Genomic DNA, 13,675 nt, shown 5'->3' on the forward strand with positions numbered 1-13,675 from the left:
ATGCGACACGGTACCGGCATGACCTCGCAGCGCACCCGCGATCGGTTGATCCAGCGGTTGTACGAGGAGGGTCTTTCCAATCCTCATGTGCTCGAAGTGATCCGCCGCACGCCGCGGCATCTGTTCGTCGACGAAGCACTGGCGCATCGCGCGTACGAGGACACTGCGCTGCCCATCGGACACAACCAGACGATTTCGCAACCGTTCATGGTCGCCCACATGAGCGAGCTACTGCTGGCCGACGGCCCGCTGGACAAGGTGCTGGAGATCGGTACCGGTTCGGGTTACCAGACCGCGGTGTTGGCGCAGCTGGTCGAGCGGGTGTTTTCCGTGGAGCGCATCCAGGCGTTGCAGGAGCGTGCCAAGGAGCGTCTGGCCGAACTCAAGCTGCGTAACGTGGTCTTTCGCTGGGGTGATGGCTGGGAGGGCTGGCCTGCGCTGGCGCCCTACAATGGCATCATCGTTACTGCGGCGGCTGCCGAGGTACCGCAGGCCCTGCTCGATCAACTGGCGCCCGGTGGGCGTTTGGTGATTCCAGTCGGGGCCGGCGAGGTTCAGCAACTGATGCTGATCGTTCGTGAGGAAACCGGCTTTTCGCGCCGCCTTCTGGATTCCGTACGCTTCGTGCCGCTGCTCAATGGACCGGTTGTTTGATCATCAGTGGAAGGAAGCATGAAAGACGCTTTGTTGCTGTACGCCAAGGGCATGGCGATGGGTGCGGCGGATGTGGTGCCTGGCGTATCCGGCGGGACTGTCGCGTTCATTACCGGCATCTATGACGAACTGCTGCGTTCTATCGCGGCGTTTCCCCGGGCGCTGGGATCGTTGCTACGTGGCCGGGTGGGCGAGGCCTGGACAATCGCCAATGCCGGGTTTCTGATAACTTTGCTGGCCGGTATCCTCACCAGCGTATTCAGTCTGGCTCGCTTGATTACCTATCTGCTGGAGCAGCATCCGATTCCAGTGTGGTCGTTCTTTTTCGGTCTGATTCTGGTCTCGGTGCACCTGGTCGCTCGGGAAATCCGTCAACGCAACCTGTCGAGCGGTATCAGCTTCGTGCTGGGTATCGCCTTCGCCTACTGGATCACCGTGGCGGCACCGATGCAGTGGGGAACCGATAGTCTTAGCCTGTTCTTCGCAGGAGCCATCGCCATCTGCGCGATGATCTTGCCGGGTATCTCCGGCAGCTTCGTGCTGGTGCTTCTCGGTCTCTATCCGACGGTGCTGGCCGCGGTAAAGAGCTTCGACATCGCCGTACTGGTCGTGTTTGCGGTCGGGTGTGCGGTAGGGCTGCTCAGCTTCGCCAAACTGCTTCACTGGACGCTGCATCGCTGGCGCGATCTGACGCTGGCCTTTCTCACCGGGCTGATGTTGGGTTCGCTGAACAAGGTCTGGCCGTGGAAGGAAACGCTGACCTGGCGCACCAATTCGCACGGCGAGCGTACGCCGGTGCTGGAACAGAACCTGTTTCCGGGCGCCTATGGCGAACTCACCGGGCAGGATCCGCAATTCGTATTGGCAGTTGTTCTGGCGGTCGCCGGTATCGCGCTGGTGCTCAGCCTGGAGTGGCTCGCCAGTCGCCGCCAGCCGGCAGCAGAAAGCGTCTGAACAGAGAGTTCTTCTTCAGGGAGCGAGCATTGAGGCTCACAGCCATTCAGCGGTTGATTCGCGATCCCTTGTTCCGTTTCGTGCCTGGCGCGCTGTTGGCCGGCTGGTTGCTGACCGGCTGTTCGACACCCCAGCAGGGAGGCGTGCAGGTGGTGGACCGTAACGGCCGTCCGGCCGTTACCAGCGGCTATCACACGGTGCGTCGCGGCGACACGCTGTCGTCGATCGCCGGTCGCTACGGGTGGGATTGGCGCGCACTGGCCCGCGCAAACGGGATTCAACCGCCCTATGTCATCCATCCAGGGCAACGCATTCGCTTCGACCGGGGTGCGAGCAACGCCGTGGCCGGTGCTCCGATACCTCGAAGCGCGCCAACGCCTGCGCCAACCCCCAGGACAGTGCCGCCTGCTGTTGTCGCAACGCCCGTCCCTCAGCAGTCGCCGCCAACACTCAGCAAGGCGCCCACCCAACCGGTGCCGGCCACGAAGGTCACTCCGGTGGCACGTTCGGCCAGCGGCTGGGCATGGCCAACGAACGGTCAGATCATCGGGCGTTTTTCCTCAAACGGGAGTTTGAATAAAGGCGTTGATATCGCTGGGCAATTAGGCCAGCCTGTTTTGGCTGCTTCTGATGGGACTGTTGTGTACGCCGGTAGTGGTTTACGGGGTTACGGCGAACTTGTGATCATCAAGCACAACGATACCTATGTGAGCGCCTACGGCCACAACCGCAGGCTGCTGGTTCGGGAGGGTCAACAAGTCAAAGCTGGGCAGAGCATTGCCGAGATGGGTTCGACGGGCACCGACCGCGTAAAGCTGCATTTCGAGATCCGCCGTCAGGGCAAACCCGTAGACCCCATGCAGTACCTGCCAAGGCGTTGACCTGACGGCCACCCGTTCCACGTAGGATGGGCTCTGGTTTCGCCAAGGATCGCGCGTCGCCTGAGCCCGTTGTCGAACTCAGAACGGGACAATAAAAATGGCACTCGAAAAAAAAGCGCTGGAGTTTGACGTTGACGACGAGGTTCTGCTCATGGAACCCACCCTAGACTTCGAGGCGGTTGGCGAGGCGCATCGAAGTCCCGCGAGTAGCAAAGGCAAGCTCGCGGCCAGCAAGCAACACAAGTTCATCGACTACAACCGCGCGCTCGACGCCACGCAGTTGTATCTCAACGAAATCGGTTTTTCCCCCCTCCTGACCCCCGAAGAAGAAGTTCATTTCGCCCGCCTGGCGCGCAAGGGCGATCCGGCGGGGCGCAAGCGCATGATCGAAAGCAACCTGCGACTGGTCGTCAAGATCGCCCGACGTTACGTCAATCGCGGTCTGTCGCTGCTCGATCTGGTGGAGGAGGGCAACCTGGGGCTGATCCGCGCGGTGGAGAAGTTCGATCCCGAGCGTGGTTTCCGCTTCTCGACCTATGCCACCTGGTGGATTCGGCAGACCATCGAGCGGGCGATCATGAACCAGACCCGCACCATCCGCCTGCCCATTCATGTGGTCAAAGAGCTCAACGTCTACCTGCGCGCGGCCAGAGAGCTGACCCAGAAGCTCGATCACGAGCCCAGCCCCGAAGAAATCGCCAACCTGCTGGAGAAGCCGGTGGCCGAGGTGAAACGCATGCTCGGGCTCAATGAACGTGTTACCTCGGTGGACGTATCGCTTGGACCGGATACCGACAAGACCTTGCTCGACACCCTGACGGACGACAAACCGAGCGATCCCTGTGAGCTGCTTCTCGATGACGATCTGTCCGCCAGCATCGATCAGTGGCTTTCCGATCTGACCGAAAAGCAGCGTGAAGTGGTGGTGCGTCGTTTCGGGCTGCGCGGTCATGAGAGTTGCACGCTGGAGGAAGTCGGACAGGAGATCGGCCTTACTCGCGAGCGCGTTCGGCAAATTCAAGTCGAAGCGCTGCGGCGGTTGCGCGAGATTCTGGAGCGCAATGGTCTTTCTAGCGAGGCGCTGTTCCAGTAGGGAGTTGCCCGCTATTAGCCCGGCCGCTCTGCCGGGCCAATAGCGAGCATGCCCCGCCGTAGTGATGCCCTTTGCCAATTCGACGGCTCACGGTCGATGGAATTAATCGCGAGTCGTAGAGGTTTCCCGTGTGTCGCTTTCTTTTGTAAGCATTTGCTTACGCACACTGTAAGAGAAGCGTGTAATCGCGCTGCTGCGTTTTCCTCGATTCGCCAGAATTTTGCTTATCTGATTGATTTTAAAATTCTTTTTCTGAGGTCCGGGCTGTTAGGCAGCATCGGTGCGCGAATCTCTGCGAGTTGTCGGCGCCCTTAAAGTCATTAATATCCCCTCCGTGCTTATGGATAAGCACGGGTCAGCAGGGATGAGGGCCAAGGAACAATCGCGGAGCGATTTCATCAGGAAGATGATGGACAAAGGGAGCAGGGAAGAAGACGGGCGGGGATAAACTCCCGCCCCTTTTTTTTTGCCCGGAAAAAGTAGCGCCAGTGTCGAACCCACGGCTTGCCGCAAGCGCAGCCGCGCCGATCAGCTTTAACGGCAGTTCTTTAATCAGTCGCTGCAGGTTGTGTAAAGCGCAGCGAGAGCCGGTCTTCGCGCTCCAGCAGCAGCGGTAGAATTTTTTCACGCAGCAGCGGTGCCAGATGCTCGGTACGCGCAGGTGGCAAGCCCAGCCAGTCCAACTCCTCCAGTTCCGCCTGCACCTTTACGGACTGGGTAAGGGACGCTTGGAACACCTCCGCTTCGAGCCAGTGTCCCGGCTCGTTCGCGGCTGGCGCTGAATGATGACCGAGCGACTGGAACGCGCCTTCATCCAGCTGCAACCCTAGCTCTTCCCGCAGTTCACGTTGCAGCGTCTGTATGGGTGTTTCGCCTGGCTCCGACTTTCCGCCGGGCAACATGAAATAGGAGCTGCCGCGCTTGCGCACGACGAGGACGCGTCCGGATTCATCGAACAGGCAGGCAATGGATATCGTCAGCGTTGGTCTGGGCAAGGGGGTCATCCGCGCGTTGCGTTGAAGGGCAATCAATGTCTTGGTTTGCTGGTAGCGTGCCAGCCGATCAGCCAGCGCCTCGGGCAGGGTGCTAGCTAGGGTAAATCCGAGACGTGCATAGAAGCCATAAAGACGTGGCTGGCAGAACAGCCAGATCGGCTGCTGGATGTCCTTCAGGGCCTGCCGCATCAATTGTGCGCCGATGCCCTGGTTGCGCTCATCTGGAGCGATCAGCAGGCCGGTCAGGAAATGGCCGTACGCCACGGGTGTCAGGCACAGCCCACCAATGATCTCGCATCGTCGGCGTACAACCCAGCATCGTGCCTGTGGCCGAACCCGGTTGCGACTGTGATGGGTCCGGTAGAACTTCACGATCAGGGGGTGTTGCGCGGCAGAGAGCTGCAGGAAGTCGAGGGCTGACATGGCCGTCCGCTGGTTTTTGAGGCCGCCTAGTCTAGCGTTCGAGCCGCTCGTATCGAAGCCTGATGAAGCTGAACGATGAAGCTGTGCCGCGTTATTGCCGCGCGCCTGGACAACCATGCGCGGGCTGCGCCTGGAGAATACGCTGGGCGGGTACGCGCAGCTGCTGGAGCAGGTATTCGGCGAATTCGGCGGAATAGGGCTGTCGTGCAATGGCGTAGGCCATGCAGTCGAGCCAGGCGTCGCGCTCGGCGTCGCCGACCTCCCAGCGTGTATGGAATTGCGGAATGCTGATTGGACCGAATTTTTGCGCATAGTGACGCGGCCCGCCCAGCCAGCCGCTGAGGAATGCGGCCAGTTTCTCGCGTGGCAATGTCAGGTCTTCGGGGTACATAGCGCGAATACCCGCTGCCTGTGGGAGTTGATTCATGGCGTGATAGAAATCATCTACCAGTCGCTCGATGCCGGCAGTGCCGCCCGCTGCCTGGAACGAGGCGTCGGCGGTGCCGAAAGGGGGAGTTTCAGGGGTTGTCATGCTTACCTCAGCGTCGCGTGATTAGCCTGAAATGATGCCTGCTTGCGCCAGATCAAGACAGCCTCGATGGTGGCGAGCCGCTGTCATGCTGCTGGGCTATGCTCAAGTTCACTCAACAAGGGAGGTGTCTATGCGCAATATTCTGCTTGCATTCGATGGTTCGGAAAACGCCAAACGCGCGCTGCAGTATGTGATCGATCTGGTTCGCGATACGTCGTTGCCGCTGCAGGTGCAGGTACTGAATGTCCAGCACGAACCCATCATTTACGGCGAATACGTTACCGCCAGCCTGATCGACGATCTCAACGCCGGCCTGATGGCGCAAGCTCAGGAAGTGCTCGACGAGGCCGCACAGAAGCTGAAGGCTGCCGGAATCACCCATGCAACCCATGCAGTGCTTGGCAACGTCTCCGAGCAGATCAACGATGCGGTCAAGCGTCTGGGTTGCGATACCGTGGTGATGGGGACGCGCGGGCTGGGCAGTTTCACCGGACTGGTGCTGGGCTCCGTGGCGACCCGGGTGATCCACGAGGTGACCGTTCCGGTTCTGCTGGTCAAGTGACGGCTCGGGCGGCTTGGCCGCCCTACGTCATTGCTTGCCCTTGAGCAGATCGGCCAGGTTGGCGAAGGCCTTGAAGGTTTCCTTCGGCCCCAGGTCGCTGCCGGGGCGGGCTTCTGCCTGGTACTGACTATCCGTATAGCGGGAATGCTCGTTGTCGTGACAGTACAGGCAGAGCAGCTCCCAGTTGGAACCGTCCTCCGGGTTGTTGTCGTGATTATGGTCCTTGTGATGGACCGTCAACTCGCTGAGACGCTTGCCGGAAAATTCCCGCGCGCAACGTCCGCAGACCCAGGGATACATCTTCAACGCCTTTTCCCGATAACCCTGCTCGCGCTGGCTGTAGGGCGTGGTTGGCTTGTTCGTGCTCATGGCTGGTCCGCTCGCTGAAGTCTGTTCACGGTGAAGGTGTGTCGTACGTCAGCCGGCCAGACCGACGTAGACATGCTGGACATCGTCGTGTGCATCGATGGCTTCGAGGAACGCTTCGACTTCCTCCAGCTCGGCTCCCGACAGGCTGACCGGATTTTTCGGTCGATAGCCCAGCTGTGCCGATTGCACGGTGAAGCCGAATTCCGGCAGTGCCTTGCACACCGCATCGAGGTCGGTAGGCTCGGTGATGAACAGCGTGGCACCCTCATCTGCCGCTTCGAAATCCTGCGCGCCGGCCTCGATGGCGGCCATTTCAGGATCGGCATCGCCTTCGGGGGCCGCTTCGATCATGCCGACATGGTCGAAATCCCAGCTCACCGAACCGGAGGAGCCCAGCTGGCCCTTGCGGAACAGCACGCGGATTTCCGCCACGGTGCGGTTGAGGTTGTCGGTGAGGCACTCGACGATCAGCGGAACCTGATGCGGCGCGAAGCCTTCGTAGAGGGTGCGCTCGTAATGGACGACCTCACCGCTCAGGCCCGCGCCTTTCTTGATGGCACGCTCCAGGGTGTCTTTGGGCATGGAGGCCTTCTTGGCCTGCTCGACCACCAGGCGTAGACGGGGGTTCATGTCAGGGTCGGCGCCGCTGCGGGCGGCAATCATGATTTCCTTCGACAACTTGCCGAAGATCCGTCCTTTGGCGTTCGCTGCCGCTTCCTTATGCTTCGCTTTCCACTGTGCGCCCATAGCCTGTCTCGTGTGAGGTCGTTCGAGCGGCGAATTCTAGCTGGTCGCCGTTCCGGCGGCATCTGTATGCAGCGAATGGCGGCGAACTGTATCGACGAAATGCCTGTTCACTGTACGGAGAGGTCCGTCCGGACAGCGGCTCTAATGATTCTTTACCCGATGCGGGGTGGGGTGTCATGTCGCCGAGAGATCTGTTGCTCGCTCTGGTCGTGATCGTGGTCTGGGGCTTGAACTTCGTCGTCATCATGGTGGGGTTGCAAGATGTGCCGCCCATGCTGCTCGGGGCGTTGCGCTTTTTGCTGGCGGCGTTGCCGGCGGTTTTCTTCATCAGGCCGCCGCGGGTGCCGTTGCGCTGGTTGTTGGCCTATGGCCTGACCATTTCGCTGGGGCAGTTCGCGTTCCTGTTCTCGGCAATGAAGGTAGGCATGCCCGCCGGGCTGGCTTCGCTGGTTCTGCAGTCGCAGGCGTTCTTCACGCTGTTCTTTGCCGCGCTGCTGCTGGGCGAGCGGGTGCGTTCCGTTAATCTGTTGGGATTGCTGGTTGCTGCCGGCGGGCTGGCGCTGATCGGCGCGCAGAGTGGGCAGGGGATGACGCTGGCCGGCTTCGTGCTGACCATCGGCGCAGCGTCGATGTGGGCGCTGGGCAACGTCGTGACGCGCAAGATCGGCGATGTGAATCTGGTTGGCCTGGTGGTGTGGGGCAGCCTGGTGCCGCCGTTGCCGTTTCTGGGGCTATCGTGGTGGCTGGAGGGGCCGGTAGCCATCGAGGCCGCACTGCAGGGCTTCGGCCTGAAGTCCTTGTTGGTGCTGGCCTATCTGTCGTTCGGGGCGACCATTCTCGGCTACAGCCTGTGGAGTCGACTGTTGTCGCGCTATCCGGCGAGCCAGGTGGCGCCGTTCTCGCTGCTGGTGCCGGTGGTTGGTCTGTCGTCGTCGGCGCTGTTGCTCGGCGAGCGCCTCGATGCGCTGCAGATGACCGGTGCCCTGCTGGTCATGCTGGGCTTGTTGGTCAATGTCGGCGGCGCGCGGCTGGTCGGGCTCATGCGTCCGCTCGGAGCGCGCTCGTAATGCTGATTGCTGAGGCCAAACGCCCCGCAGTGTGCGGGGCGTGCTTGGCGGGATTGTCGCCTAGTGGGTTGCGGTGTGGCTGCCCAAGAGCGTGGAGCCGCTCTTCTTGGCGCGCTTGGCCAGGCGTTTTTCCTGAGCGCTTTTCAGCGGCTTCTTCTTGGCCTGCTTCTTCGTATCCATACCCTTGCTCATGATGTTCACCTCGGACGGTAAGTGGCTGGGTACTTCGAGTCGGCGGGACGGGGCGACTGGTCGAACCGCGCCTGCCTGCCCAAACAGTATGGACCCGCTGTCGTCAGGCAGCCTGTTCAACGAGACGGGTGGCTGCGCTCATTCTCGGGTTCGCGGCTGAGCCGCTCGAGTTCGCGACGGACCATCGAGGCGTATTCGGCGGGACTGAGCCGATAAAGCTCGGTCGCGGCCCAGGCGAGCCACTGCGCACCCAGCGTAGCGCGCTGGTCGAGCAGCCGCTGTGCTTCGGCCTGGGCACGTGCTGCGTTCTGCTGATGGAAATCCGCTCGTTTCATGGGGCCTCCTGTCGATGTGGGCGACTGGATAGCAGAGCCCGCGCGCCAATGCCAGTCCCGCGCTTGGTATCGCGGCGACAGCGCGTTAGGCTCGGCGCTTTCCGTTGTGCGAGTGCGAGCTATGCCGGTTGATTTCAAGGAAAAGATTTCCCGCCAGCGTCCCTACGGCAGGGTCGAGGCCGGCATGAAGGCGAGCGACGGCGACATTGGCGCAATTCTCGATCAGCTGGAAAGCGATCGTGGCCGTATCATCAATTCCGCTGCCGTGCGTCGGTTGCAGCAGAAGACGCAGGTCTTTCCGCTGGAGCGCAACGCCGCGGTGCGCAGCCGCCTCACGCATTCGCTGGAGGTGCAGCAGACCGGCCGGTTCATCGTCCGCACACTGTACAAGCAGCTGGGTGCCAGAGCGTCGGACTACGGTCTGGACGGGATCGAAAACGTGTTGCAGAGCCTGGTGGAGATGGCCTGTCTGATGCACGACATCGGCAACCCGCCCTTTGGCCATTTCGGCGAATTCGCTATCGGCGAATGGTTCGCGCGTCATCTCGACGAGCTGTTTGGCGCCGCGGTACCGCTTGGGCAAGGCGATGCCGAGCTGCGCGCGCGCATGCTGGCCGATCTCAAGCGCTTCGAGGGTAACGCGCAGGCGATCCGTCTGGTGGTGAGCCTGTTGCGGTTGAATCTGACCTATACCCAGACCGCCGGACTGCTCAAGTACGTGCGTGCCGCGTATGCCGAGCGGCCGGTGCAAGGCAGTCCCGGCGCCTATCTGCAGAAAAAGCCCGGTTTCTACCTGTCGGAGCAGCCGTTCATCGAGCAACTGCAGCAGGTGCTCGACTTGCAGCCCGGTAGCCGCCATCCGCTTGCCTACATCATGGAGGCCGCCGATGACATCGCCTACTGCCTGGCCGATATCGAGGATTCGGTGGAGAAGGGCATCTTCACCATCGAGCAGTTGGCGCAGCTGCTGCTGGTCAAGTTCGCCGAGCATGGCGCGCTGGATGAGCCGATTCCCGGTGCCGAGCGCAGCTTTCGCAGCATGGTTGGCTATGCACTGGAGCGCGCCGGGCGCGAGCCGATCAACAAGACCGGCGAGTTCTTCATCTGGCTGCGGGTGACCATGATTCACCCGCTGGTGCAGCACGCCGCGCGGCAGTTCATCGACAACATCGAGGCGATCTTCCACGGCACGCTGGATCGGGCGTTGCTGGAGGATCGCAGCTTGCCCAACGCCATCGTGCAGACATTCAAGGATGTAGCGATGGAGCGGGTGTTCTGCCATCGCGAAGTGGAAACACTGCAACTGCAGGGCTATCGCATCCTCCAGGGACTGTTGGATGACTATGGCGCGTTGCTACGGGTTGCGCCGGCGACCTTCCGTGCGCTGGCCGCCGGCGACTGTCGGCGCGAGCCGCAACTGCAGATGCTTGCCCGTCGCCTGCCCGATCAGCTGGTCAAGGCCTATCACGAGGCGCTGAAGGATGTGCCGCAGGCTTCGCCGGACTTTGCGCTGTGGGAGTTCTACTACCGCAGCCGTCTGCTGCAGGACCTTGTCAGCGGCATGACCGATCAGCTCGCTCAGGACGAATACCGCGCGCTGTCGGCGCTGTAGCTGGAGGCAGGGAGGAGGGCGGTCGTGGAGTGCGCTATGCCATCGTGCTGGGGAAACGTGGTGGAACTGCATCGCTTGCAACGGCCTCTTATCTGCAACGGCGCGCGCATGATCGCCTGCGCCATCGATGCGGAGAATTTCATGGAACTGCCCAATAAAGACCTCGGTACCCTGTTCGAACAACTGGGGCTGGACTCCGATCCGGCCAGTATCGACGCGTTCATCGCCCAGCATGCGCCGCTGCCCAACGAGGTGAAGGTGTCCGAGGCGCCGTTCTGGAACGAGTCGCAAGCGGCATTCCTCAAGGGCGAATTGCTGGAGGACGCGGAGTGGGCGCCGATCGTCGATGAGCTCAACGTGCGCCTGCACGAACACAACGCGCCGTGACCTCCGGCACGCTTATGGATCCTGTGTAAGCGCTACGGCCAGCCCCAGCGCGATACTCAGCGAAAAGCTCAACAGCGTACCCAGCAGTACGTATTCGCTGCGCTGGCGGTTGTTGCGGCCCTTCAATTCGTTGAAGCGCAGGATGCTCTTGGCAGTCAGCAAAAAGCCGATCGCCTGCCATTGGTCCAGCAGCACGAAGGTCACGATCAGGCCACGTTCCAGATAGCCGACGAACGCGCCGCCGTTGACCAGTGAATCGTCAGTGCCTAGGCGCTCCTGCCAGGGCTTGAGCAGGGCGCCGATCAACGCCGAGGCTGGTTTGAAGGCCACCAGATAGGTCAGCAGGATCGACAGGTGATGGGTGCTGGCCTGCGCCTGCAGGAAGGTCGGGAACGAAGTCCACAGTCGTTCGCTGGATAGCCAGAGCGCTAGCACCAGTACCACCTGCACGCCATGTTCCAGAAGGAGCGTGGCGGCAGTGCGAGGACCTCGGCTGGCCGCCCAGCCGGCGGTCAGCAGGCGACCCGACGCCAATACCAGGGCCGCACCGCAGGCGAACGCCAGTCCGCCGCGCAGCAGGGCGAATATCACCAGCGCCGCGAGTCCTTGGGCAAATGCCAGAAGATAGAGCGCCGGGCTGCGCCAGGCTGGCGTGTGAGTCCGAATACGCTGGCGCAGTGGCAGCAGGAAATCCACGGCGACGTGTCCGAGCAGTAGCGCCAGCAGCAGCGTCGTCGAGTCAGGCATGCTGCAGCTCCTCGACCCAGCCGCGAGTGCAGGCCAGATAGCGATCCACCAGGCGCGCGTCGGCGCGTTGCAGGGCCTTGGTCACCGTCACGCGGGATTTGCCCAGCTGCTCGGCGATGCTCTGCTGGTCGCGACCTTGGACCAGATGCAAGAAATAGGTCTGCGCTTCCACGGGGGTCCAGCGATCAATCAGTGCAGCGAGAAATGCGGTCGGCAACTCGGTGCAGCGCTGGAGCCCGGGCTCGTCGCTGAAGATGCAGAACGTCTCTTTTTTCATGCCATCCAACCCCCTGCCGGAGAGAACGAAGGCTTCGCTGTAGGGCTGCGCCGCGGTGTTGTCCTGGCTGATGCCCAAGGCCAGCCGCGCATCCCAGCGCTCGCCTGGCGCGCTGGCGGCAAGCAGGCCGGCGCGTATCGCCACCGCGCAGTCGAACACGTCCTGCGCATGGCGCATGACAACCTGAAAGCCATCGCCGCGGAAGGTTTCGACCTGGGCGTCAAAGTGCTCGCCGAGTTCGCTGAGCAAAATCTTCAGCTGAGCGATGAATGCGTTGGGGTCGCGCATCGAGCGTGAGTCGATGAGATCTCCGGTCAGGACAGCCTTCAGGTTCACGAGTCGCTCCGTTGGTGTACATACGCTACCTGCCAGAAAGTAGCCCTAATTGGCTACATATTCAAATGTTGCTTATAAGGGCTACTTGAAATATCCGGGATGCGGTAGGCCCGAGCGCTGCCTGTCTTTAGAATCCCGCCTTCACTTCGGCTTCTGAGGATTTTGCGATGGCTTCTTCCACCGGCACCACGCTCGATATCGAGGCGCGTTATGCCTGGGCGAAAAGCGTGGCACAGCAGGCAGCGCAAATGGGCATGGAGTTCTATCAGCAACGCAACGATCTAACGGTAGAGCACAAGGGGGATGACCGACAGGACGTGGTCAGCATTGCCGACAAGCAGATCGAAGCCTTCATTCGTGCGCAGCTGAGCGAGCATTTCCCCGAGGATGGCTTTCTCGGCGAGGAGAGTGGCTCCGCCGATCTCAATGCACGCTGCGTCTGGGTCATCGATCCTATCGATGGCACCGCCTGCTTCGTCAATGGGCTGCATAACTGGTGTGTGTCCGTCGGCCTGCTGGTCGACGGCGAGCCGTACCTCGGTGCCATCGCCGATCCGAATCACCGCGAGCTGTTCCACGGTTGCAAGGGCAGCGGTGCCTTCGTCAATGACACGCCGCTCGCTGTCAGTCAGGCGCGACATGTGCGTGAGGGGTTGACGGGGACCGGAACCTTTCATCCGCGCGGCAAGGAGCATTTCATCCCCTTCCTGCAAAAGCTGCTGGAGGAGGGCGGCATGTTCATCCGCAACGGTTCCGGTGCGCTGATGACGGCCTATGTCGCCGCCGGGCGCTTGATCGGCTACTACGAAACGCAGCTCAAAAGTTGGGACTGCGTCGCCGGCCTTGTGCTTGTGACGGAAGCTGGCGGACGGATCAACGACTTCTTTCGCAACGATGGCTTGCTCGATGGCAATCCTTATCTGGTGGCCGGTCCGGGCGTTTATGACCAGCTGGCGGAATTGATTGGCCCGTCGCTGGATGGCTGAGGCGCCCTTCGTCGGTCGCACATTGCATTGCCGTGGTGAGGCGCGCAGCCTGTCGAACACATCCGCTAGGATCCGTTCTCGGATTGCATGCCGGATGGATGCTTGGTACTCCAGCGGGGCTTTTGTTGCTGTCGAACAGTCGTATCGTCCTGATGGATGCCTTCGAGACTGCGAGGTACCGATCATGAGCACGATGCAATGCACCTACCGTGGCTATCACATCATTGCCGATGTGATGGAGTATCCCGGTTCGCCGACGCCTTGGGCCGGCGGTTGCCGAATCAGCGACCCGTCGGGTCATGCTACCCGCCGCATGTCCCTGCCCGTCGAGCACGCCTTCATGGCGGAGCTGGACAAGGCCCAGCGTCTTTCCCTTGCGCATGGAAAATGGCTGGTAGATCAATGTCTTGATCACGGCTTGCGGCTATTTCCCGAGGCGGCCTGAAAACGATGCGTGGTTTGGCTGGTTTTCGATGCGGCCCCTCCAGAAGCGGGGCCGGCGACGAACGCTCGCCAATCATCGGGT

At 61.5% G+C, this 13,675-nt stretch carries 18 protein-coding genes; 10 read left to right on the forward strand and 8 right to left on the reverse strand.

Annotated features, from left to right (window positions below; all coding sequences use genetic code 11):
• Nucleotides 1-18: 18 nt before the first annotated feature.
• The 4 genes from HU825_RS12620 (at nt 19) to rpoS (ending at nt 3,582) form a co-directional block, all read left to right on the forward strand.
• On the forward strand, nt 19-654 hold the full coding sequence (locus HU825_RS12620; RefSeq protein ID WP_008566909.1) for a protein-L-isoaspartate(D-aspartate) O-methyltransferase: 636 nt from the start codon (nt 19-21) through the stop codon (nt 652-654).
• A gap of 18 nt (nt 655-672) precedes the next feature.
• Complete coding sequence (locus HU825_RS12625; protein ID WP_077683997.1) at nt 673-1,608, forward strand: polyprenyl-phosphate transporter; 936 nt, start codon at nt 673-675, stop codon at nt 1,606-1,608.
• Between the two features lie 29 nt (nt 1,609-1,637).
• Entirely contained in the window at nt 1,638-2,489 is an 852-nt protein-coding gene (locus HU825_RS12630; protein WP_223250058.1) for a peptidoglycan DD-metalloendopeptidase family protein, read from the forward strand.
• Nucleotides 2,490-2,586: 97 nt separating this feature from the next.
• Nucleotides 2,587-3,582 (forward strand): RNA polymerase sigma factor RpoS, encoded by a 996-nt coding sequence (rpoS, locus tag HU825_RS12635; RefSeq protein ID WP_043296483.1) that lies wholly within the window; start codon nt 2,587-2,589, stop codon nt 3,580-3,582.
• Between the two features lie 548 nt (nt 3,583-4,130).
• Here rpoS and HU825_RS12640 read toward each other — a convergent pair.
• Together HU825_RS12640 and HU825_RS12645 are read right to left on the reverse strand one after the other, a co-directional pair.
• Nucleotides 4,131-5,000 (reverse strand): GNAT family N-acetyltransferase, encoded by an 870-nt coding sequence (locus tag HU825_RS12640; RefSeq protein ID WP_234302145.1) that lies wholly within the window; start codon nt 4,998-5,000, stop codon nt 4,131-4,133.
• Nucleotides 5,001-5,091: 91 nt separating this feature from the next.
• The gene (locus HU825_RS12645) at nt 5,092-5,532 is read right to left on the reverse strand and encodes a group II truncated hemoglobin (protein ID WP_234302146.1); all 441 of its coding nucleotides are present in this window, start codon (nt 5,530-5,532) and stop codon (nt 5,092-5,094) included.
• Nucleotides 5,533-5,662: 130 nt separating this feature from the next.
• Between HU825_RS12645 and HU825_RS12650 the strand changes: the two genes are divergently transcribed.
• Nucleotides 5,663-6,094, forward strand: a complete 432-nt coding sequence (locus HU825_RS12650) for a universal stress protein (protein ID WP_155553082.1) — start codon at nt 5,663-5,665, stop codon at nt 6,092-6,094.
• A gap of 27 nt (nt 6,095-6,121) precedes the next feature.
• On the opposite strand, the gene HU825_RS12655 is transcribed toward HU825_RS12650, so the two are convergent.
• Nucleotides 6,122-6,463 carry a YajD family HNH nuclease gene (locus HU825_RS12655; protein WP_234302147.1) on the reverse strand — a complete coding sequence of 114 codons (342 nt, stop codon included), beginning with the start codon at nt 6,461-6,463 and terminating at the stop codon, nt 6,122-6,124.
• Nucleotides 6,464-6,511: 48 nt separating this feature from the next.
• Complete coding sequence (locus tag HU825_RS12660; protein WP_008566919.1) at nt 6,512-7,210, reverse strand: YebC/PmpR family DNA-binding transcriptional regulator; 699 nt, start codon at nt 7,208-7,210, stop codon at nt 6,512-6,514.
• 176 nt (nt 7,211-7,386) lie between these two features.
• Between HU825_RS12660 and HU825_RS12665 the strand changes: the two genes are divergently transcribed.
• Nucleotides 7,387-8,277 carry an EamA family transporter gene (locus HU825_RS12665; protein WP_234302148.1) on the forward strand — a complete coding sequence of 297 codons (891 nt, stop codon included), beginning with the start codon at nt 7,387-7,389 and terminating at the stop codon, nt 8,275-8,277.
• 60 nt (nt 8,278-8,337) lie between these two features.
• Here HU825_RS12665 and HU825_RS18785 read toward each other — a convergent pair whose 3' ends face one another.
• Both HU825_RS18785 and HU825_RS12670 read right to left on the reverse strand, forming a co-directional pair.
• Complete coding sequence (locus tag HU825_RS18785) at nt 8,338-8,469, reverse strand: hypothetical protein (RefSeq protein ID WP_256203196.1); 132 nt, start codon at nt 8,467-8,469, stop codon at nt 8,338-8,340.
• A 116-nt stretch (nt 8,470-8,585) separates the two neighbouring features.
• Complete coding sequence (locus HU825_RS12670; RefSeq protein WP_234302149.1) at nt 8,586-8,804, reverse strand: hypothetical protein; 219 nt, start codon at nt 8,802-8,804, stop codon at nt 8,586-8,588.
• A 121-nt stretch (nt 8,805-8,925) separates the two neighbouring features.
• Here HU825_RS12670 and dgt point away from each other — a divergent pair, with 121 nt between their 5' ends.
• Together dgt and HU825_RS12680 are read left to right on the forward strand one after the other, a co-directional pair.
• Nucleotides 8,926-10,416, forward strand: a complete 1,491-nt coding sequence (gene dgt / locus HU825_RS12675; protein WP_234302150.1) for a dGTPase — start codon at nt 8,926-8,928, stop codon at nt 10,414-10,416.
• Nucleotides 10,417-10,557: 141 nt separating this feature from the next.
• Complete coding sequence (locus tag HU825_RS12680; protein WP_043296704.1) at nt 10,558-10,803, forward strand: DUF2789 domain-containing protein; 246 nt, start codon at nt 10,558-10,560, stop codon at nt 10,801-10,803.
• A 12-nt stretch (nt 10,804-10,815) separates the two neighbouring features.
• On the opposite strand, the gene HU825_RS12685 is transcribed toward HU825_RS12680, so the two are convergent.
• Nucleotides 10,816-11,550, reverse strand: coding sequence for a hypothetical protein (locus HU825_RS12685; RefSeq protein WP_156716559.1), 735 nt, complete (start codon nt 11,548-11,550; stop codon nt 10,816-10,818).
• Nucleotides 11,543-12,163, reverse strand: coding sequence for an RNA polymerase sigma factor sigma-70 region 4 domain-containing protein (locus HU825_RS12690; protein ID WP_234302151.1), 621 nt, complete (start codon nt 12,161-12,163; stop codon nt 11,543-11,545). Before HU825_RS12690 ends, HU825_RS12685 begins: the two co-directional genes overlap by 8 nt.
• A 167-nt stretch (nt 12,164-12,330) precedes the next feature.
• On the opposite strand from HU825_RS12690, the gene HU825_RS12695 reads away from it, so the two are divergent.
• Together HU825_RS12695 and HU825_RS12700 are read left to right on the forward strand one after the other, a co-directional pair.
• Nucleotides 12,331-13,149 carry an inositol monophosphatase family protein gene (locus tag HU825_RS12695; RefSeq protein WP_043296464.1) on the forward strand — a complete coding sequence of 273 codons (819 nt, stop codon included), beginning with the start codon at nt 12,331-12,333 and terminating at the stop codon, nt 13,147-13,149.
• A 184-nt stretch (nt 13,150-13,333) separates the two neighbouring features.
• The gene (locus tag HU825_RS12700; protein ID WP_043296463.1) at nt 13,334-13,594 is read left to right on the forward strand and encodes a hypothetical protein; all 261 of its coding nucleotides are present in this window, start codon (nt 13,334-13,336) and stop codon (nt 13,592-13,594) included.
• Nucleotides 13,595-13,675: the final 81 nt, after the last annotated feature.

This window comes from Pseudomonas phenolilytica (assembly GCF_021432765.1).
Classification (GTDB): Bacteria; Pseudomonadota; Gammaproteobacteria; order Pseudomonadales; family Pseudomonadaceae; genus Stutzerimonas; species Stutzerimonas phenolilytica.

Bases quoted from the DNA above. Each gene is read 5' to 3' on its own strand.
- rpoS (WP_043296483.1), top strand. From the start codon at position 2,587: ATGGCACTCGAAAAAAAAGCGCTGGAGTTTGACGTTGACGACGAGGTT.
- HU825_RS12625 (WP_077683997.1), top strand. From the start codon at position 673: ATGAAAGACGCTTTGTTGCTGTACGCCAAGGGCATGGCGATGGGTGCG.
- HU825_RS12685 (WP_156716559.1), bottom strand. From the start codon at position 11,550: ATGCCTGACTCGACGACGCTGCTGCTGGCGCTACTGCTCGGACACGTC.
- HU825_RS12665 (WP_234302148.1), top strand. From the start codon at position 7,387: ATGTCGCCGAGAGATCTGTTGCTCGCTCTGGTCGTGATCGTGGTCTGG.
- HU825_RS12695 (WP_043296464.1), top strand. From the start codon at position 12,331: ATGGCTTCTTCCACCGGCACCACGCTCGATATCGAGGCGCGTTATGCC.
- HU825_RS12670 (WP_234302149.1), bottom strand. From the start codon at position 8,804: ATGAAACGAGCGGATTTCCATCAGCAGAACGCAGCACGTGCCCAGGCC.
- HU825_RS12660 (WP_008566919.1), bottom strand. From the start codon at position 7,210: ATGGGCGCACAGTGGAAAGCGAAGCATAAGGAAGCGGCAGCGAACGCC.
- HU825_RS18785 (WP_256203196.1), bottom strand. From the start codon at position 8,469: ATGAGCAAGGGTATGGATACGAAGAAGCAGGCCAAGAAGAAGCCGCTG.
- HU825_RS12650 (WP_155553082.1), top strand. From the start codon at position 5,663: ATGCGCAATATTCTGCTTGCATTCGATGGTTCGGAAAACGCCAAACGC.
- HU825_RS12655 (WP_234302147.1), bottom strand. From the start codon at position 6,463: ATGAGCACGAACAAGCCAACCACGCCCTACAGCCAGCGCGAGCAGGGT.
- HU825_RS12645 (WP_234302146.1), bottom strand. From the start codon at position 5,532: ATGACAACCCCTGAAACTCCCCCTTTCGGCACCGCCGACGCCTCGTTC.
- dgt (WP_234302150.1), top strand. From the start codon at position 8,926: ATGCCGGTTGATTTCAAGGAAAAGATTTCCCGCCAGCGTCCCTACGGC.
- HU825_RS12620 (WP_008566909.1), top strand. From the start codon at position 19: ATGACCTCGCAGCGCACCCGCGATCGGTTGATCCAGCGGTTGTACGAG.
- HU825_RS12680 (WP_043296704.1), top strand. From the start codon at position 10,558: ATGGAACTGCCCAATAAAGACCTCGGTACCCTGTTCGAACAACTGGGG.
- HU825_RS12700 (WP_043296463.1), top strand. From the start codon at position 13,334: ATGAGCACGATGCAATGCACCTACCGTGGCTATCACATCATTGCCGAT.
- HU825_RS12640 (WP_234302145.1), bottom strand. From the start codon at position 5,000: ATGTCAGCCCTCGACTTCCTGCAGCTCTCTGCCGCGCAACACCCCCTG.